The organism is Edaphosphingomonas laterariae (assembly GCF_900188165.1).
In the GTDB taxonomy this organism is placed as follows: Bacteria; Pseudomonadota; Alphaproteobacteria; order Sphingomonadales; family Sphingomonadaceae; genus Sphingomonas_E; species Sphingomonas_E laterariae.
Map to the genome: position 1 here is coordinate 1 of NZ_FZOS01000034.1, position 18,806 is coordinate 18,806.

An 18,806-nucleotide genomic window follows, 5' to 3' on the forward strand; every position below is an offset into this window, starting at 1 on the left:
GTCGCCACCCGCTACGACAAAAGCAAAAGCTCCTATCTCGGCTTCGTCAGCCTCGCATCAGCATTGCTGTGGCTACCCTTTGTCCACGTGGCCTAACCTGCACCCTTGCTCGTCACCCCGGACTTGTTCCGGGGTCCACCGCTACGCAGGTGACGACGCCAGCGGTTCCAGTCCGAACGACACGGCCAAGTCATTCCATGATGGATTGTTCCGCTCGATCAGATTGCGTTTCCAGTCCCGACGCCAACGTTTGATCTGCTTCTCGCGCAAGATCGCAGCTTCCATTGAGCCGGCATATTCCCAATAGACGAGCATCTTGATGCCATATCGTTTCGTGAAGCCCTCGAAGACGCCTTCGCGATGTTGGACGATGCGGCAAAGAAGGTCGGAGGTGACGCCGATATACAGCGTTCCGTTCATGGCGCTGGCAAGAATATAGACGCAAGGCTGTCGCTCGATCATCAATGGCGATGTGTGCTGCACGGTGGACCCCGGAACAAGTCCGGGGTGACGAGACAAAGATAGTCCGCTTCCCCCGACTTTGCTGTCATCCAGCGGCAGGACCGGGCCTCCGGTTTCCCGACCGTCAGCTTTCCGAGGCCGGACAGGCAGGTATCAGTCATCGAAGGAAAATTCCTGCCTGTCGGGACATGGCGACCATTGCGGTCGTCGTTTACTGAACTTCCACCTTCGTCACCCCGGACTTGTTCCGGGGTCCACCGTGCAGCACACAACACCATTGATGGTCGAGCGGGACAATCGGTCATGGAATGACCTGGCGGTGTCTTTCGGGTTGGAGCCGCTGGCGGCATCGCCTGCGTGGCGGTGGCCCCCGGAACAAGTCCGGGGTGACGAGACAAAGATGGGCCGCTTCCCCGACAAAACGGTCATATGAGCATGCCGTCCGCCTCCTGAAAACCCGACGGCGGTCCATGACTGGAGTTTGCCGTGCCGCCTAGGCTGGCGGTGCGCGCCAGCGATCGAAATGGCCCGGTGGCTGCTTGCGGATGGTGTTGAGCAGGTCGATCATCGGCCCCTGGCTTTCCTGTATGCCGCCTTTGACCGGGCGATCGATGTCCATGATCAGCATCAGCGACATGATGATGAGGGCAAAGAGGAAGCCGGCGGAGATGAACCCGCGGACCGCGACCAGCACATAGCCGAGCACGCCGGCGGTGACGACGATATAGACCACGAGCACCATGAACACTTCGGCCGGCACGCGGACCTGCCGGGCGGCCTTGCGCGACGCATCGAGGTCGATCACCTCGTTCACCGTATCGAGCAGCGAATTGGCGAAGGGCGCGGGCTTCAATCCGTCATAAGCGGCGGCGGTCGCCGACCAGAGATCTTCGAGCATCGCGTCGTTCCTGGTCATCAGCGGCGGAATGGCATCCCGCTGGGCGGAGGCCAGTTCGACGCGATTGGCGGCATAGTCGCGCAGGATGCCGCTGAGGCGGGTGCGATGCGGTTCGTCGAGCAGTTGCGATCTCAGATAGCTGGTGCCGATGGCGTTGGCTTCCTGAAGCACCAGCGCACGACGCGTTTCGAAACGGTCGACGGCGAGCGCGAAGGTGAAGCCGAGGAGGAGCGCGAGGAGACCGAGCACGGCTGAGACGACATAGCCTTCCTGGCCGCCTTCCTCATCCTCGCCATCGCGTTGCCATTGTCGTTCGCGCCACCTGCGAAGCGCGAAGCCGAACAATGCGGCGATCGCCATCGCGCCCAACAGGCAGAGGCCGAGCGCGATGATCGACCTGTCGTCCAGCCACGCCGCCAATGCTTCCATATAGCCCCCCAATTGATCTGTTCAGGCCGGCGACCCACGGTGCCTGTGTGGAATGCCGGCGATCGGGGCGGCCGGCGCCTCCGCTTCAGGCTGCCGAGCACCCGTCCGAATTCATGCGATGACCGCTAGAACCCCAGTTGCAGGAAGACCGACGGGCCCTTGAATTTGTAGGCGAGGCGCCCGGTCCAGCGATCTTTTTCGACATCGACGCGGTAATCGACGTAGCGATACATCACGCCGATGCCGACATTGTCGGTGAAGCGATAGGCCGCGCCGGCCTGTGCGTTGAGCAGCCGGCCGTCATAATCCCCGATCGACAGCGAGAGATAATCGACGCGGGCGTTGAGCGTGACGCCGGGTGTCACCTCGAACGCGGTGAACAGGCCGATGGTGGGCAGCGGCGCCAGCACGTCCTCGCCACGCACCTGGGTGGCGCCGCCGACGCCGCCGACGTTGCCTTCGCCGCGCAACTCGATCTTGAACTTGGTGGCATGGAGGCCGAGCGAGGCGCCAAGTTCGAAATTGTCGTTACGAACGAACGCGTAGCCGAGCGTCAGGCGATAGACGTCGGTGTCGAACTTGGTCGCGATCGATGCGCCGACGGGATAGACGACATCGCGGAAGGTGATGTCGCGTTCGATCGCCCGTTCGCCCTTGCGGGTGAGGGCGTAATATTCGGCGCTGACCGAAAAATTGCCGCCGAGACGGGCACCGACGAAGACCGAGGGCAGCACCTCATTCTTGTCGAGATCGAGATCGGATTCGAGGTCGATATCCGTGCCGATATCCTGGCTGCCGGTGGAGGCGACCCGAACATTGGTGTCGACCCTTGGCCAGTAAGCAGCCGCTTCGATCCAATATTTGTCCTGCAACGCCTGCGCCGCAGCGGGGGAGGCGATCCAGCCGCTGATCAGGATTGCCGTTGCTGCCGTCCACTGGCACGAACCACGCATTCGGTTTCTCCCCAGAAACACTGCCGTCCGGGCTTTTCCCAGGCACGGCCACAACCGGCGAACCTGACGATAGTAATCCAAGTCGGATCGGCCCGGCATCGGGACAAACCCTGAGGATTGTTCTTGTCGGACAGAGCCTTCGGCCAAAAGGGCGGACGTCGCGAATTTCGCGGGCCGGCATGCGGGGTTGAGTGGCCGAGGCGAACGGCGATGGATCGCGGCGATCTGCATCGCGCGGCCGATGGGAAGGCTGGTGTATCGGGGATTTCCCCGATGTGTTGCCCGTCGCGAAAATTCTAAACCGGGGCAAACAACCAGCCGATCATGAGGGTAGCATGGGTGATCAGCAACGGCCCGGCATGGGCGACGAAGAAATGGCGTATGACCAGCTTGTCGGCGACGACATATCGTCCGAACTGTCGTCCAACCGGACGGCCTTGTCGCTGTTCAGGACCGAAATGAGCAGCGATCGGACGCTGATGTCGGTCATCCGCACGTCGCTCTCCCTGATCGGTTTCGGCTTCACCATCTTCTCTTTCTTTCACATGCTGAAGCAGGATTTTCTGGCAGCCAATGTCGCTGAAAATGCGCCGGCGCGGTTTGGCGGCGCTCTGGTCGGGCTGGGGGTCGTCTTGCTGTTGCTCGGCATGATCAACCATGTGCGTTCGGTGCTTCAATTGCGCCATCGCCGCGATCGATTGTTCGAACTTGGCCTGATCCGGCATGTCAGCCGCTTCCGCGTCTCGACGGTGATGATCGTCGCGATCGCGCTGCTGGCGATCGGTCTGCTGGCGATCGTTGCCATCGCCTTCCGCGAAGGGCCGTTCTGAACGCGCGACGGGCGCGCGCTTCCGATGCGGGGGCGGCGGTGTTAGGGGGCTCCACACGTTATCGGACGAGGCCCCATGCCCATGCAGACCATCCGCATCGATCGCCGGTTTCGGGGGCCGCCCACCAGCGGTAATGGCGGCTATGTCGCCGGATTGCTTGGCAATGCCATGGGCGGTGTGCCGTGCATCGTGACGCTCCGTATGCCGCCGCCGCTGGACAGGCCGTTGCAACTGGAATGCGATGGCACCACCGCCAGCCTGATTGATGGCGATGCGCTGGTGGCGTCGGCGGTGGCCGGCGCGGTCGAGCTGGTTGTGCCGCCATCACCGACAATCGAAGATGCCGAGGCGGGCGAGGCGGGTTTCACCGGATTTTGCCATCACATCTTCCCCGGCTGTTTCGTCTGCGGCCCCGAACGGGCCGTGGAGGACGGGCTGCGTATCTTCCCCGGCCGGGTGGATGGGCCGGAGGGTCAGGTTGCGGCGCTGTGGCGGCCGGATGCCGGGTTGGCCGACGGGGACGGGCATGTCCGCCCGGAATTCCTGTGGGCGGCGCTCGATTGTCCGGGCTATTTCGCGGTCGAGAAGCGATCGGGTGCGGCGGTTCTGGGGCGGATGGGCGCCGTCATCCATCGCGCCGTCCGCGCGGGCGAGCCGGTGATCGTGACCGGCTGGCCGATCGCCAGCGACGGCCGCAAGCATCAGGTGGGCACGGCGCTGCACGACGGGAACGGCCAGCGGATCGCGGCGGCGCTGGCGACATGGGTATCGATCCCTCCGCCGCCATCAAAATGAAGTTGATTCATTTTGCTTGATAATTGCCGCTAACAAGGCTTCATATCCGCGACGCCGATGGATCGGCGCCCGGAGAGGATGTGAGGCATGAAGTTCCTGCATTTCGCTTTGCTTGCGGCGGTTCCGCTTGGCCTGAACGCTGGCGTGGCCATGGCGGCGCCGGCCACTGCGGCGGCGCGGCTCAACACCACTATTCCCCTGGAAACGCTGGTCGCCAATCCGGCGGCCAAGGCGATCGTCGATCGGGAGCTTCCGGGGCTGACCAGCCATGGCATGTTCGACACGTTCAAGCGGTTCAGCCTGGACGATCTGAAGCCGATGGCCGGCGGCGAGATCACCGATGCAAAGCTGGCAGCGATCAACACTGCGCTCGCCAAGCTACCCGCGAAATAATCGCGCCGTGACGCCGATCGCGGATGCGCTTCCGCGATCGGCACATTGCGCTCGATCGATTAATCCGGCCCTGCCAGTGGGTTGAAGCGCGTGCCGCTTGTTGCGGCGGTTATGCCTGAAAATCGGCCCGGAAAATGCGTGCCGAACGGCAAGATCGGCTGCCTCTAATCTTGTTAGTGTGCTAACTAATATCGGTGAGTCGCCGTGAATCCGAACGTCGCCTGGCCATGCGGCTGGGCCCGCTTGCGCGCCAATGGCGGCAGGTGGGCGATCAGGTGCTTGCGCGTCTTGGCGTTTCCAATTCGACCGGCTGGTGCTTGATCAATCTCGAACGGCTGGGCGACGAGGCGCGGCAGGCGGACCTTGCGCGGGCGTTGGAAGTGGCCGAGGCGACGCTGGTCCGTACGCTTCACCAGTTGGAGGCGGTGGAACTGGTGGCCCGCCGGCCCGACCCGGACGATGGCCGGGTCAACCGCATCCATCTGACCGACGCCGGCCGCGCGCTTGCCGGCAAGATCGAACATATGCTGGCCGATGCGCGGCATGAACTGCTGTCCGGGATCAGCGATGCGGATCTCGAAGCCACGTTGCGGGTTTGCGATGCGCTGGCCGATGCGCTGGCATCGCGAAGGGGGCTCGGCGCGTGACCCAGAAATATGGCATCGCGGCCGCGCTGTTCTCGCTCAAATGCTTTCTGGCGGCGATGCTGGCGCTCTATGTTTCGCTGCGCATCGGCCTGCCACGTCCTTACTGGTCGCTGACGACCGCCTACATCGTCGCCCAGCCGCTTGCCGCCGCCGTGCTTTCCAAGGCGGTGTTCCGCGTGATTGGCACGATCACCGGGGCGATGATGGCGGTGATCATGGTGCCGCGCCTCGTCAACGCACCCGAATTGCTGACGCTGGCCTTTGCCGGCTGGCTGGGCCTTTGCGTGTTCGTGTCGCTGATGGATCGCACGCCGCGCAGCTATATGTTCGTGCTGGCCGGATACAGTGCGTGCATCATCGGCTTGCCGAGCGTGGGGGCGCCGGAGGAAATCTTCACGATCGCCAGCCTGCGCGTGCAGGAAATCACCATCGGCATCCTGTGCGCCAGCCTTGTCCATGGCGTGCTGTTCCCGAGTTCGGTGACGGACCTGCTGATGCGGCGTGTGGAGGACATTCTGCGCGATGCCGAACGCTGGTCGCACGATTCCCTGGCGCAGGAGCCGGTGCCGACGCTTGCGAAGGAACGGCAGAAGCTGGCGCTCGACATTACCGAGCTTCACCAGCTTTCGACCCATTTGCCGTTCGAGACGAAGCGCATCGCGCCGCGCGTGCGCACGGTGCGGGCGCTGCAGGATCAATTGTCCATGGCCTTGCCGCTGGCGGCGGCGGTCGACGATCGGATGACGGTGCTGGCGCGCGAGGGGACGACGCTGCCGCCCGCGATTGTTGAGCTTGTCGACGATGTGCGCGCCTGGCTGACCGCCATGCCTGCGGACCGGGCCGAGCGCGGTGCGAGCGCCGCGGCGCTCCACGCGCGCTGCGTGGCGCTGGAGCCTGTTGTGACCGGCGACATGGATTGGGCGGACGCGGTGCGGCTGAGCCTGTTGTCGCGACTTGCCGACCTGATCGGCGTGCATCGCGATTGCCGGGATCTGCGCGACCAGATGGAAACCCATTCGCGCCATCCCGTTACGCCCCGCGTGGCGGAACTGATCGAGCATCGCAGCGGACGCGAGATGCATCGCGATTATGCCGGCGCGACCCGTGCGGCGTTGAGCGCCGCGCTGACGATGATCGTCGGCTGCGCGCTGTGGATCGGCAGCGGCTGGGAAGATGGTGCGACGGCGGTGATGCTGGCGGGGGTGTTTCTGGCGTTGTTCGCCAGCGCCGACGATCCTGTCGCCCCGCTCAAGATGTTCATGACCGGGACGATCATCGCGATCCTGATCTGCGGCTTCTATGCCTTTGTCATCCTGCCGCGCGTCGATGGTTTTCCGTTGCTGGCGGCGGTGCTGGCGCCGGCCCTGCTGATCGCGGGTGCCTTCATGGCGGTGCCGCGCCATGCCGCTTTGGCGCTGGCGACGATGATGGGGCTGGCCAATCCCAGCCTGATCGCGGCGCAATATGACAGCGAATTCGCGCCTTATGCGAATGGCAGCCTTGCCCAGTTGCTCGGCATCGTGCTGGCCATCGTGATGGTGCGGCTGCTGCAATCGGCGGGGGCGACGGGTGCGATCCGGCGGACGGTGAAGGCGGGCTGGATGGACATCGCCAGCCGCGCCAATCTGGCGGCGCCGCCTGACGTGCGCGGGTGGATCAACCGCATGCTGGACCGTGCGGCGCTGCTCGCCCCCCGGCTGGCGGCGCAGGGGAATGAACCGGGCAGCCCGGTTTATGATCCGCTGCGCGATCTGCGCACCGGCGTCGCGATCGGCGAACTGCGCCAGTTGCGCATCGATCTGCCGGTGGCGGAGGGCGCGCCGATCACGCCCGTGTTGCGCGACGTAGGGGCCTATTATGCGGCACTCGATCCCGATCAGCCGCGCGGGCCGGAAGCGGGGCTGCTGGCCAAGATCGATCATGCGATGGCCGCCCTGACCGCCAACCCGATGCCGGATGTCAGGCGTAGTGCCGCGCTGGCGCTGGTCAGCCTGCGGCGCGCGCTCTTTCCCGAAGCGCCACCTTATCGGAGGATCGCGGCATGATCGGTGAGATCGCGATCGGTGGCGTTTTTATCCCGACGCTGCTGCTGCTCGGCTTCGCGGCGATGCTGCTGACGGCGGGCGCGGTGCGGATGGTGAGCCTGCTCGGGCTCTATCGCTTCGTCGCCTATCGCGCGCTCGTTGATCTCGCGCTGTTCATTCTCCTCCTCGGCCTTCTTGTCTGGACGGTCGATCGCCTTGGTATGCCCTTATGAACAACAAGTTGCTTGCCGCGCTGACGCGCAGCGCCGCCACCATCCTGATCGTGATCATCGCCATCATCGTCGCGCTGTGGATGTGGAACCATTATGAACGCAGCCCCTGGACGCGCGATGGGCGGGTGCGTGCCGATATCGTGCGGGTGACGCCGGATATTCCGGGCCTGATCACCCAGGTGGCGGTGAGCGACAACCAGATGGTGAAGCCCGGCGACCTTTTGTTCGTGATCGATCGGCCGCGTTATTCGCTGGCCTATGACGAGGCGCGGGCGCGCATCGCCAGCGCGCGGGCGACGCTGGCGCAGGCGCAGCGCGAAGCGCAGCGTGACGTTGCGCTGGGCGATCTCGTGGCGGCGGAAACGCACGAGCAGAACCTGGCGCGGGTGGAGACGGCGCGTGCTTCGCTGGCCGTGGCGGTCGCGGCGCAGGAGGCGGCGGCGCTCAACCTCAAGCGCACCGAGGTCCGCGCGTCGGTGCGCGGTATCGTTACCAATCTCGATCTGCACCCCGGCGATTATGTCGCGGCGGGCCAGCAGGCGATGGCGCTCGTCGATACCGACAGCCTGCGCGTCGAAGGCTATTTCGAAGAGACGAAGCTGCCGCAAATCCGTGTCGGCGCCCCGGTGACGGTGCCGTTCATGGGCGAGGACAAGGAATTGAAGGGCCATGTCGAGAGCATCTCGGCGGGCATCAACGATAGCGGGCGGGCGGATTCACCGAATTTGCTGCCCGATGTCGAACCGACATTTTCGTGGGTGCGCCTGGCCCAGCGTATCCCCGTGCGGGTGAAGCTGACCGACGTGCCCGCCGACGTTCGCCTGATCGTCGGCCGGACGGGCACGGTGACGATCCAGCCGACGAACGAAGAATGACGGTGCGCTCATCTCTGGCGCTGGCGATCGCGGGCGCGCTCGCCGCCTGCTCGACCGCCGGGCCGGATTATCGGCCGCCCGAGCGTTCGGCGGCGACAGCTGCTTCGGCGACGGCGGCCTTCGCGGCGGGCGACGATCACGCCTTCGTGCAGGCCCCGCTGCCCGATCGCTGGTGGCAGCTCTATGAGGATCCGATGCTTGACCGGCTGGTCGAGCAGGCGCTGGCGGCCAATAGCGATCTGCGTGCGGCCGACGCCAATCTGCGCCGGGCGACGGCCGTGGTGCAGGAGGCGGCGGCGGGGCGGACGATCGCCACGATGGCGAGTGGCGGTGTCGATCTCGCCCGCCCTTCGGGGACGGGGCAGGGGCTTCCGGGCACGGTCGGCTATGATCTTGGCCTGTCGGCCACCTATCCGCTCGATCTGAACGGTAAGATCCGCCGGGCGATCGAGGCAGCGCAGGCGGACGCGGAAGCGGTGCAGGCGGCGCGCGATGCCGTGCGGGTCAGCGTCGCAGCGGCCACGGCGCGGGCCTATGTCGGGGTCTGCGCGGCCAATTACGGCCTGTCCGTCAATCGCGAGGTGACGGCGCTGCAGCGCCGGACATTGGATGCGACGCGCAAGCTCCAGCGTGGCGGCCGTGGCACCGCCTTCGATGTCAGCCGCGCGCAGACGGTGGTCGACGAAAGCGAGGCGACCTTGCCCGGTTTCGAGGCGCGGCGGCAGGCGGACCTGTTCCTGCTGGCGACCCTGCTCGGCCGGCCGCCGGCGGATTATCCGCGCGAGGTCGCGGCTTGCGCCAGCCTGCCGTTCATGACCAAGCCCTTGCCGATCGGCGATGGTGCCGGGCTGATCCGCCGCCGCCCGGATATCCGCGCGGCCGAGCGCAGCCTTGCCGCCGATACGGCGCGGATCGGCGTGGCCATGGCGGATCTCTATCCGCAGGTCAGTTTCGGGGGATCGCTGGGTCTTGCCGGGCCGCTGGACAATCTTGGATCAGGATCGGCATTCGGGTTCAGCGTCGGGCCGTTGCTCAGTTGGTCCTTTCCCAACCGCGCGGCCGTCAAGGCGCAGATCGCGCAGGCGGGCGCGCAGGTCGATGCTGATCTGGCGAGCTTCGATACGGTGGTGCTGGGCGCGCTTCGCGAGGCGGAGACAGCCCTTTCGACCTATGCGCGCGATCGCGACAAGGTGACGGCGCTTACCCAGGCGCGGGACAGCGCGGCGCTTTCCGCCGGGCAGGCCGAAAAACTGTTCCGTTTCGGCCGTTCGGGCTTTTTCGATCTGCTCGATGCGCAGCGCAGCCTTGCCACGGCTGAGGCGTCGGTGGTGGCGGCGCGCACCCAATTGGCCCTTGATGAGGTCGACATCTTTCTGGCGCTGGGCGGGGGCTGGCAGGATCGGCCCTGACCCGTTCTTCCGCGAGAGGTGATCGCGGGGCGGGGCTGTGCTATCGTTCCGGCGAGCGCGGGGCCAGGGAGGCTCGGCATGGCGGAACGTCGCCCCGTCAACACATCGACCCATCTTCTGATCGTGGCCATAGCGCTGGCCGCATTGATCGCCATCGCCTTGCTTGGGCGCTGGGGCGGGGCGCGGACGGCAAGTGGCGGTATGACGTCAATTCCGCGCGCGGCGACCATCCCGAACATTGCCGGGCGGTGGAGCGACAGCGACGGCTATGACTATGTGGTCGAGCAACAGGGCGCGACCTTCACTTACGCACAGTCCAAAAAGGGCGTGGCCGTCGGCGGCGGGCGAGGGCGGATCGACGGGCGGCAGTTGCGCTACGACTTCACCGGGGACTGGCAGGCCGTTTGCGAAGGCCACGTCCTGCCGGATAGCCGGACGATCCGCGGCCGATGCGAGGCGGGCAAGACCGCCTGGTCGTTTCAGGCGAAGCGTTAGGGCTTGGGCTTTGCTTTCGGGTGGAGTTGCCGCCAGCGCGCATCGAGCTTCGCGGAGCCGTTCGCGGCGGATATGCGGGCGACGAGCGAAAGACCGCGAATGCGCAATCGGCTGCTGCCGAGAAACTGCCCGTCGAGCGCGTAGCCGAGGTCATAAAGGGCGCGATCCTCGTGCAACGTGCCATCGGCCAGATAACGGGTGACGATCAGGATCGGCAGGCGTTCATCACCGACGCTGCGATCGGGCGCCCCTGTTTCCCGGCGCGCGCGCTTGAGGCCGTCGGCCAGCCAGTCGGCCTCGATCCGGGGATCGCCCGTGGTTTCCACCGGGGCGATGGCGAGCGCGGTGGGCAGGATGATCGTCTGACCCTGGATCGCCTGCGTTTCGCCGAGCGGGGCCAGCGCGATGACGTCGCCTTCGCGATCGGGCGTGCCGCGCAGCGCCAGCGTGGCCGACCGGGTCGACGCCTTTTGCGCGGCGGCGGCCTTGTCCTCCCGCTCGCGCACGCGGTCATTATGCGAATCCCACAGCGTGAGCCCCGAAATCGCCACCGCCGCGACGCCGAGCAATTCGGCGAGCGTCAGCCAGCGCCGCCGCGTCGCGGCCTGCTGTTCCTGCGGGGTGGTCTGTTCGGGCATGAAGGTCTCCGTCGGCGGACGATGGATATGATCGCGCGGGCGCGATTTGCAACGGGGGAAGCGGGGGCGTTAGAGGGGGGCATCCCCCTTTTCGAGAGACGACATGACCGCCACGATCGATCCGTTCCACGCCATCGCCATCAGCCGTCTGGCACATCGGATGGCGGCCGAGGGACGTTCGATCATCCATATGGAGTTCGGGCAGCCATCGACCGGCGCGCCGAAGGCTGCGATCGAGCGGGCGCACCATGTGCTCGACACCGATGGCCTTGGCTATTGGGAAAGCCCGGCGCTGAAGGCACGGATCGCGGCCCTGTATCGCGAGGATTATGACGTCGGCGTCGATCCCGAACAGATCATCCTGTGCTGCGGTGCATCGCCGGCGCTGGTGCTGGGCCTGAGCTGCGTCTTCGCGCCGGGGGCGCGGGTGGCGATCGCGCGGCCGGGCTATGTGGCCTATCGCAATACGCTGAAGGCGCTGCACATGGAGCCTGTGGAAATTCCCTGCGGCGCCGATACCCGCTTTCAGGTGTCGGCGGCCGCGCTGGCGGCGCTCGAACCCGCGCCCGACGGGCTGATCCTCGCAAGCCCCGCCAATCCCACCGGCACGATCATTCCCGAGGCGGAATTGCGCGCGATCGTGGAGGTATGCCGGGCACGCGGCATCCGCATCATCAGCGACGAGATCTATCATGGGCTGAGCTATGGCGAGCCCGCCCATTCGGTGCTGGAGTTCGATGGCGAGGCGCTGATCGTCAACAGCTTTTCCAAATATTTCAGCATGGCGGGATGGCGGCTGGGCTGGCTGGTCGTGCCGCCGGGCCTGATCGACGCGGCGCGGGCGCGGATGGGCAACCTGTTCCTGACGCCGCCGTCGCTCAGCCAGCATGCCGGGCTGGTGGCGATGGATGCGCATGAGGAACTGGAAGGGCATATCGACACCTACCGCCATAATCGCGATCTGCTGCTGGCCGCCTTGCCGGGCATGGGGCTGGACCGGATCGCGCCGCCGGACGGGGCGTTCTATATCTATGCCGATATCGGCCATCTGACCGACGACAGCCTGGCCTTCTGCACGCGGTTGCTGGAAGATACGGGTGTCGCGACCGCGCCGGGCGTGGATTTCGATCCGGTGGAAGGGCACCGCTTCATGCGGCTGAGCTTTGCCGTGTCGACCGATCGGGTGGAGGAGGCGATCGCGCGGTTGTCCGCCTGGTTTGCCGGGCAGAAGACGCTCGCGCCGATGTAAACTAAGCGGCGATGGCCGCATCGCCGCATAATATGTGCGCTTGGCGCAAACTTCCCTGCTGGCGCCGGACACCCATCCGGGCGTAGATTGGACTTGCGTCTAAAAATAGAGGGTGACTGATGACCAAGGGCCTTAGCCATCTGCTCGCGCCGGGCAGGATCGGGACGATGGAGTTGCGCAACCGCATCGCCGTGACGGCGATGGGGGCGAGCCTGGCGGAACCCGACGGCCATATCGGCGAACGCATCCTGCGCTATCACGAGGAACAGGCGAAAGGCGGCGTCGGCCTGATCATCACCGGCGTCGCGGGCGTGGCCTGGCCGGTGGGCGGCAATCAGGTGAACCAGATCGCGATTTCGGACGATCGCTTCCTGCCGGGCCTGACCCGGCTGGCTGAGGCGGTGCACGCCCATGGCGCCAAGATCGCCGCCCAGCTGCACCATGGCGGGCTTGTCGCGATGGAGGACATGCTGGCCGGGCGCCCGGTGTGGACGCCGAGCTTCCCCGAGCCGCCGGCCGGTGACTTCACCGAAGCCTTTCTGCTGGAGGAACTGGCCGAGGCGCCGTTCGGCCGGATCAGGAACGTCGACTTCAAGGTGATGACTCACGACGACATCCAGACCGTCGTCCAGCAATTCGCCGCCGGCGCGATCCGCGCCAAGCAGGCCGGCTTCGATGGCGTCGAAATCCATGGCGGCCACGGCTATCTGCTGTCGGCCTTCATTTCGCCCAAGACCAACAAGCGCACCGACGAATATGGCGGCCCGCTGGAAAATCGCGTGCGTTTCCTGCTGGAGGTGCTGCGCGCGGTGCGCGCCGCCGTCGGGCCGGACTTTGCCGTCTGGTGCAAGCTCGATTCGCGCGAGGAAGGCAAGAAGGGCGGGCTGCAGATCGAGGATGCGATCGAGATCGCCCGGATGGTCGAGGCCGAAGGCGCCGATGCCATCACCGTCACGGCCTATCATGAAACCGGCAAGGCGAAGCTGCATTCGGGATCGCACACGCCGCACGAACCGGGCCTGAACCTGCCTTATGCGGCGCGGATCAAGGCGGCGGTGAACATCCCGATCATCGCGTCGGGCCGGGTGGAACCGGAAGTGGGCGATGCCCATATCGCGGCGGGCAAGGTGGATTTCATCTCGATGGGCCGCAAGCTGCTGGCCGATCCGCATCTGCCCCGCAAGCTGACCGAGGGACGGCCGGACGACGTGCTGCCCTGCATCTATTGCTACACCTGCATCAGCGCCATCTATGTCTGCCAGCCGCTGCGCTGCGCGGTGAACCCGGAAACCGCGTTCGAATATCTGCGCCCGGCGACGCAGGCGGGCGGCAAGCGGGTCGTGGTGATCGGCGGTGGCCCCGGCGGCATGGAAAGCGCGCGCCGGCTGACCGCCATCGGCCATCAGGTGACGCTGATCGAGCAGGGCGACCGGCTGGGTGGCACGCTGCGCTTCGCGTCGCTCGCTTATCCCGCCAATGAGCGCCTGCTGGACTGGCTGCGCCGCGAGGTGGAGAAGGCCAGGGTGGACGTGCGGCTGAACACCCGCGCGACGCCCGATCTGTTGCGATCGCTGAAGCCCGATGCGGTGGTGGTGGCGACTGGCGCGGTGCGCGGGATGCCGCCGATCCCCGGTGGCGATCTGCCCCATGTGCTGAGCGGCGACGACATGCGCAAGCTGGTGCTGGGCGAAAGCTCCGGCGAACTGAAGCGCAAGGTGGGGCTGGGCACGCGCCTGCTGACCAAGGTCGGCGCGGCGACGGGCATGACCGCCAACCTGGATTTCGTGCGCAAGGCGACGCGCCAGTGGATGCCGCTGGGCAAGAATGTCGTAATCGTCGGCGGCGAACTGGTGGGCCTCGAACTCGCCGAGTTCCTGTCCGAACGCGGCCGGACCGTGACCGTCGTGGACGAAGCGCCGCGCTTCGGCGGGGGGCTGACCATCGTGCGCCGCATGCGGCTGCTGGACGAACTGAAGGAACATGGGCTGGGATTGTTCCCGCAGGCGAGCGACATCCGTATCGAGCCGGGTCGCGTGCTGTTTACCGACAAGGCCGGCGCGGATCAGGCGATTGCCGCCGACCATGTGATCGTCGCCAAGGGCGCGACCGGCGATCTTTCGCTGGCCGAGGCGTTGAAGGCGGAAGGCTTCACCGTCCACGAAGTCGGCGATTGCACCGGCGTCGGTTATATCGAAGGGGCGATGCGCGGCGCGGCGCGGGTGGCGAACGAGATTTCCGCCGCCTGATCGCGCCATCGGGGCGTTGCGCCGATTTCGCGTGATCCCCTCCATTTGCAGGGTGCGCGTGCCTGCGGGCACGCCATTCTGTCGCCAGATAGAATGGAGAGGGAACGAGGATGCGCGCAGCATTTTTCCGCGAAGCCGGCAAGCCGCTCGAGATCGGCACCACCGCCGATCCGACGCCCGCGCCCGACGATGTGATCATCGCCGTGCAGCGGGCCGGAATCTGCGGATCGGATCTGCACATCACCCAATATGGCGCAGCACCTTCGGGCACGGTGCTCGGCCATGAATTCGCCGGCGAGATCGTGGCGCTGGGCAGCGCGGTGCAGGGCGAATGGAAGCTGGGCGATCGGGTGACGGCACTGCCCATCCATGCCTGCGGCGAATGCGACGCCTGCGACAAGGATCTGCGCGCGCTGTGCAGCAGCAATGTATTCACCGGAACGGGGCTGGCCCGGCCGGGCGCCTATGCCGAATATGTCGGCGCGCGCGCGTCCACCCTGCAGCGGCTGCCGGCCGGCGTTTCGTTCGAACAGGGCGCGATGGTGGAGCCGCTGGCGGTGGCGCATCACGCGGTTTCGATGGCGCGGATCGAAAAGGGCGCGGCGGTGCTGGTGATCGGCGCCGGCCCGATCGGCGCGGCGGCGACCCTGTTCGCGCGGCTGGCGGGCGCTGGCCATGTCGTCGTTTCCGAACGATCCGACGTCCGCCGCCAGCGCGCGCTGGAAGTGGGCGCGACCGCCGCGATCGACCCGGTGGCGGAAAATCTGGGCGAACGCTTCCGCGCGATCACCGGCCGCGCGCCGGAAGTGGTGCTGGAATGCGTGGGCATGCCGGGGCTGATTCAGGAAGGATTGGCTGTCGCGGGCGTGCGCGCGCGGATCGTGGTGGTGGGCGTCTGTTTCGAGGAGGATCGCTTCCATCCGCTCACCGGGCTGACCAAGGAAGCCAGCATCCATTTCAGCCAATGCTACCATGAACGCGATTTCGAGGCGGTGATCGGCCTGCTGGCAAGCGGCAAGGCCGACGCCCGGCCGCTACACACGCAGACGGTGGGCTTTGCCGAACTGCCGACGGCGTTCGAGGCGCTGCGAACCGCGATGGGCCAGTGCAAGGTGCTGATCGACCCGCGAGGCTAGGCGATGTGGGCAGCTTTGGACTGAAACCGTTGTCGGCGTTTTCTGCCTGATAGCTGGCTGTCAGGATACGCCGACATTTCGGACGCTCGTTCATATACGTCATGCCAGCGAAGGCTGGCATCGCGTTGTGGCTGGTGTAGCGTCGCCGCATGAGCGAGGGTGGCTGGACCTATATCCTTACGAACAAGCCGAACGGCGTTCTCTATATCGGTGTCACCACCGATCTCGCCGCGCGCATGATGCAGCATCGCAGAGGTGCGGGTTCGGCCTTCTGCCGGAAATACGGCCTCGATCGGCTGGTCCTTGTCGAGCCGCATGACAGCATTGTCAAAGCCATCACCCGCGAGAAGGCTTTGAAGGCGTGGCAAAGCGCATGGAAAATACGGTTGATCGACGCGGCCAATCCTCAATGGGATGATCTGTTCGAGCGCATCCTGTAACCGCCAGCGATGCCAGCCTTCGCTGGCATGACGTTTTCGGGTGTGTCCGCTTCCTCAACTTTGCTGTCCTCCACCGGCGGGGCCACGCGTCCGGTTTCCCGATCGTCAGCTTTCCGAGACCGGACAGGCAGGTATCGGCCATCGGCGTAAAATTCCTGACAGTCAGGACACGCCGACATTGCGGACATCACCTTACTCAGCCATCATTTTCGCATGACGCTCTTCCGCATGCCCGCCTTCCTCAAGCAAATGCGTATCGCCAATCAGCGTCACCAATTCTGCAATAATAGTGCTACTCCACTGGTGATCATGGTGGAAATGATCCCGAGCCGTTATGTGCTTAGCCCCGGTGACGAATTGGAAATGACTGTAAACGGGCGGCCTTCCGACGTAGGGCTGTCAGTCATCTTTCATCGCGATTGCGTTCAGATATATGCAGCTTGGGATGTAGATCCAAAAGTGACTATCAACGGCCAACCCGCTGTTTCCGACTGGGACACGCCGGGGCCCGATCTGAGGCCATAAGCCTACGGCGGCTCACCCCGACAAAACCGCCATTTGCTTATCCTGCGGGCTTCCCCAAAACCTGACGGTTGTTTTACCATCGCGCTTGTCCACGCCGTCGAGGCGGGGTCGGCTCACGCTATCGGGTGCGCGGACGGCCCGTTCAGCACTCCACCACATTGACGGCAAGGCCGCCCAGGCTGGTTTCCTTATATTTGGAGCGCATGTCCTCGCCCGTCTGGCGCATGGTTTCGATCACGGCGTCGAGGCTGACGATGTGCCGGCCGTCGCCGTGCATGGCGAGATAGGCGGCGTTGATCGCCTTGATCGCGCCCATCGTGTTGCGTTCGATGCAGGGGATCTGGACGAGCCCGCCGATCGGATCGCAGGTGAGGCCGAGATTATGTTCCATGCCGATTTCGGCGGCATTTTCGATCTGGGCGTTGGTGGCGCCCAATGCGGCGGCGAGACCGGCGGCTGCCATCGAGCAGGCGACGCCGACCTCGCCCTGACAGCCCATTTCCGCCGCTGAGATGGATGCGCGCTTCTTGTAGAGGAAGCCGATGGCGGCGGCGGTGGTGAGGAACAGGCGGCTGCCCGCCGGCGTGGGCGTGGCGGTGAACACCTCATAATATTTGAGGACGGCGGGGATCACGCCGGCGGCGCCATTGGTGGGCGCGGTGACGACGCGGCCGCCGGCGGCATTTTCCTCGTTCACGGCCAGCGCCCACAGGCTGACCCATTCGAACACGGCCGAAGGATCGCTGCGCGGGCCGCGCGCGACGAGGCGGGCGTGCATATCCCTGGCGCGCCGGCGGACATGCAGACCACCGGGCAACATGCCTTCGGCCGCGATGCCGCGCGTAATGCAGCCGAGCATCGCTGCCCGCACGGCATCGAGGAAGCCGGCGGTCTCCGCCTCCGGCCGCCAGGCGAGCTCGTTCCTCGCGACGATTTCCCCCACCGACATTCCGGTGGCTTCGCCGATCGCGAGCAGCTCTGCCGCCGATGAGAAGGGATGGGGCAGGGTGAAGTTGATGCGGGCGGGCTCCGCGCCCTCGCGGCAGATTGCGCCGCCGCCGATCGAGAACCACGTCGCCTGGTGCGAACCACCGTCGGCGTAGGTGGCGGTGAAGCGCATCGCATTGGCGTGGCCGGCAAGAAACTGGCCGCGCCGGAAAAGAAGGTGGCTGGCTTCGTCGAAGGCAATGTCGATTTGCCCGGCGAGCGCGATACGGCCGCTTTCGCGGATTTCGGCCAGCAGCGCGGGGATCGCATCGGGATCCACCGTTTCGGGCTGGTGGCCGGCAAGGCCCAGCAGGATCGCCATGTCGGTGGCATGGCCGATGCCCGTCAGCGCCAGCGATCCGAACAGTTCGCACTGGACCGAGGCAACCGTGCCGCGCTCCACCGCATCGGCAGCGAAGGCAAAGGCGGCGCGCATCGGGCCAACCGTGTGCGAACTCGACGGGCCGATGCCGATCGTGAACAATTCGGTCAGGCTGATGGCGCGGGTGGCATCGGGGCGGGTGGTTCCGGGGGCGGCATCGGCCAACGAATTGGCGGCCTCCGGGGCGGCGGCGGTGTCGATATCGGGGGGCAGCATGTCTCTGTTCTGGTTCAGGCGATCCTCTTCGCCTGCTCTAGCCCGTTTCGGTGGGCACGTCCCGATTGAAATGCTTGGCCGTTCAGAAAATGACGATGGCCGCGCGAATGGCGAGCAGGATCAGCAGCAGCGAGCCTGCCATGAACAGGCCGAAGCGTGCTGGAATGTGATTGATGGTCGCCTGGACGAGGCTGTGGGTTACGCGCAGGCCGACATAGCCCCAGGCGAGCGCGGCGTTGAGGCCATCCGCCGGCGCGACGATCGCCAGCGTGATCGCGACGGCATAGAACAGCGTCGGCTGTTCCATCAGATGATTATGATTGTCGGCTTTCCATTGTACGCTGGCCGGCAGGCGATCGATGAATTCGGCCTTGGGGCGCGTGGGATCATAGGTGAGCTTGAGCCGCACCATTGCGGGCAGGCGCGTGGCATAGAGCCATGCCCACATCACCATCGACCAGAGAATGAGCGCCACCACGGGCGCGAGCATCGGATAAGACAAAGGCACCTCCGTCGCTGGCAGGACGGAGGTGCCTTGTCATTG

At 65.7% G+C, this 18,806-nt stretch carries 20 protein-coding genes; 14 read left to right on the forward strand and 6 right to left on the reverse strand.

Features of this window, described 5'->3' with window-relative positions; genetic code table 11:
* Positions 1 to 141 precede the first annotated feature (141 nt).
* From CHB74_RS18420 to CHB74_RS18430, 3 genes are all read right to left on the reverse strand, one after another.
* The gene (locus CHB74_RS18420) at positions 142 to 462 is read right to left on the reverse strand and encodes a GIY-YIG nuclease family protein (protein WP_089220976.1); all 321 of its coding nucleotides are present in this window, start codon (positions 460 to 462) and stop codon (positions 142 to 144) included.
* A gap of 493 nt (positions 463 to 955) precedes the next feature.
* On the reverse strand, positions 956 to 1,789 hold the full coding sequence (locus CHB74_RS18425) for a bestrophin-like domain (RefSeq protein ID WP_089220977.1): 834 nt from the start codon (positions 1,787 to 1,789) through the stop codon (positions 956 to 958).
* 125 nt (positions 1,790 to 1,914) lie between these two features.
* On the reverse strand, positions 1,915 to 2,742 hold the full coding sequence (locus CHB74_RS18430) for an outer membrane beta-barrel protein (protein ID WP_089220978.1): 828 nt from the start codon (positions 2,740 to 2,742) through the stop codon (positions 1,915 to 1,917).
* Between the two features lie 335 nt (positions 2,743 to 3,077).
* Between CHB74_RS18430 and CHB74_RS18435 the strand changes: the two genes are divergently transcribed.
* From CHB74_RS18435 to CHB74_RS18475, 9 genes are all read left to right on the forward strand, one after another.
* Entirely contained in the window at positions 3,078 to 3,572 is a 495-nt protein-coding gene (locus tag CHB74_RS18435; RefSeq protein ID WP_218821466.1) for a DUF202 domain-containing protein, read from the forward strand.
* A gap of 75 nt (positions 3,573 to 3,647) precedes the next feature.
* Positions 3,648 to 4,367 carry a hotdog family protein gene (locus tag CHB74_RS18440; protein WP_245843022.1) on the forward strand — a complete coding sequence of 240 codons (720 nt, stop codon included), beginning with the start codon at positions 3,648 to 3,650 and terminating at the stop codon, positions 4,365 to 4,367.
* 87 nt (positions 4,368 to 4,454) lie between these two features.
* A complete protein-coding gene (locus CHB74_RS18445) occupies positions 4,455 to 4,760 on the forward strand; it encodes a hypothetical protein (protein ID WP_089220979.1) in 306 nt (101 codons plus the stop codon).
* 194 nt (positions 4,761 to 4,954) lie between these two features.
* The gene (locus CHB74_RS18450; RefSeq protein ID WP_089220980.1) at positions 4,955 to 5,407 is read left to right on the forward strand and encodes a MarR family winged helix-turn-helix transcriptional regulator; all 453 of its coding nucleotides are present in this window, start codon (positions 4,955 to 4,957) and stop codon (positions 5,405 to 5,407) included.
* On the forward strand, positions 5,404 to 7,452 hold the full coding sequence (locus CHB74_RS18455) for an FUSC family protein (RefSeq protein ID WP_089220981.1): 2,049 nt from the start codon (positions 5,404 to 5,406) through the stop codon (positions 7,450 to 7,452). The genes CHB74_RS18450 and CHB74_RS18455 overlap by 4 nt, the downstream gene beginning before the upstream one ends.
* Entirely contained in the window at positions 7,449 to 7,664 is a 216-nt protein-coding gene (locus CHB74_RS18460) for a DUF1656 domain-containing protein (protein ID WP_089220982.1), read from the forward strand. The genes CHB74_RS18455 and CHB74_RS18460 overlap by 4 nt, the downstream gene beginning before the upstream one ends.
* Complete coding sequence (locus CHB74_RS18465; protein WP_089220983.1) at positions 7,661 to 8,539, forward strand: efflux RND transporter periplasmic adaptor subunit; 879 nt, start codon at positions 7,661 to 7,663, stop codon at positions 8,537 to 8,539. Before CHB74_RS18460 ends, CHB74_RS18465 begins: the two co-directional genes overlap by 4 nt.
* On the forward strand, positions 8,536 to 9,948 hold the full coding sequence (locus CHB74_RS18470; protein WP_179220908.1) for a TolC family protein: 1,413 nt from the start codon (positions 8,536 to 8,538) through the stop codon (positions 9,946 to 9,948). The genes CHB74_RS18465 and CHB74_RS18470 overlap by 4 nt, the downstream gene beginning before the upstream one ends.
* Positions 9,949 to 10,026: 78 nt before the next feature.
* On the forward strand, positions 10,027 to 10,443 hold the full coding sequence (locus CHB74_RS18475; RefSeq protein WP_089220984.1) for a hypothetical protein: 417 nt from the start codon (positions 10,027 to 10,029) through the stop codon (positions 10,441 to 10,443).
* Here CHB74_RS18475 and CHB74_RS18480 read toward each other — a convergent pair.
* Entirely contained in the window at positions 10,440 to 11,081 is a 642-nt protein-coding gene (locus CHB74_RS18480; RefSeq protein WP_089220985.1) for a hypothetical protein, read from the reverse strand. The genes CHB74_RS18475 and CHB74_RS18480 overlap by 4 nt on opposite strands.
* A 103-nt stretch (positions 11,082 to 11,184) precedes the next feature.
* On the opposite strand from CHB74_RS18480, the gene CHB74_RS18485 reads away from it, so the two are divergent.
* The 5 genes from CHB74_RS18485 to CHB74_RS18505 all read left to right on the forward strand — a co-directional run bounded on the left by CHB74_RS18485 (position 11,185) and on the right by CHB74_RS18505 (position 16,677).
* Positions 11,185 to 12,330 carry an aminotransferase class I/II-fold pyridoxal phosphate-dependent enzyme gene (locus tag CHB74_RS18485; RefSeq protein WP_089220986.1) on the forward strand — a complete coding sequence of 382 codons (1,146 nt, stop codon included), beginning with the start codon at positions 11,185 to 11,187 and terminating at the stop codon, positions 12,328 to 12,330.
* A 119-nt stretch (positions 12,331 to 12,449) separates the two neighbouring features.
* Positions 12,450 to 14,576: an oxidoreductase gene (locus CHB74_RS18490; protein ID WP_089220987.1), complete on the forward strand. Its 2,127-nt coding sequence runs from the start codon at positions 12,450 to 12,452 to the stop codon at positions 14,574 to 14,576.
* Between the two features lie 110 nt (positions 14,577 to 14,686).
* Positions 14,687 to 15,712, forward strand: a complete 1,026-nt coding sequence (locus tag CHB74_RS18495) for a zinc-dependent alcohol dehydrogenase (RefSeq protein WP_089220988.1) — start codon at positions 14,687 to 14,689, stop codon at positions 15,710 to 15,712.
* Between the two features lie 149 nt (positions 15,713 to 15,861).
* A complete protein-coding gene (locus CHB74_RS18500; protein WP_089220989.1) occupies positions 15,862 to 16,152 on the forward strand; it encodes a GIY-YIG nuclease family protein in 291 nt (96 codons plus the stop codon).
* A 213-nt stretch (positions 16,153 to 16,365) separates the two neighbouring features.
* Positions 16,366 to 16,677, forward strand: a complete 312-nt coding sequence (locus CHB74_RS18505) for a hypothetical protein (protein ID WP_089220990.1) — start codon at positions 16,366 to 16,368, stop codon at positions 16,675 to 16,677.
* 142 nt (positions 16,678 to 16,819) lie between these two features.
* Here the strand turns inward: CHB74_RS18505 and CHB74_RS18510 are convergent, their stop codons facing one another.
* Entirely contained in the window at positions 16,820 to 18,262 is a 1,443-nt protein-coding gene (locus CHB74_RS18510) for an L-serine ammonia-lyase (RefSeq protein WP_089220991.1), read from the reverse strand.
* An 82-nt stretch (positions 18,263 to 18,344) separates the two neighbouring features.
* A complete protein-coding gene (locus CHB74_RS18515; RefSeq protein WP_179220910.1) occupies positions 18,345 to 18,752 on the reverse strand; it encodes an MAPEG family protein in 408 nt (135 codons plus the stop codon).
* Positions 18,753 to 18,806 lie beyond the last annotated feature (54 nt).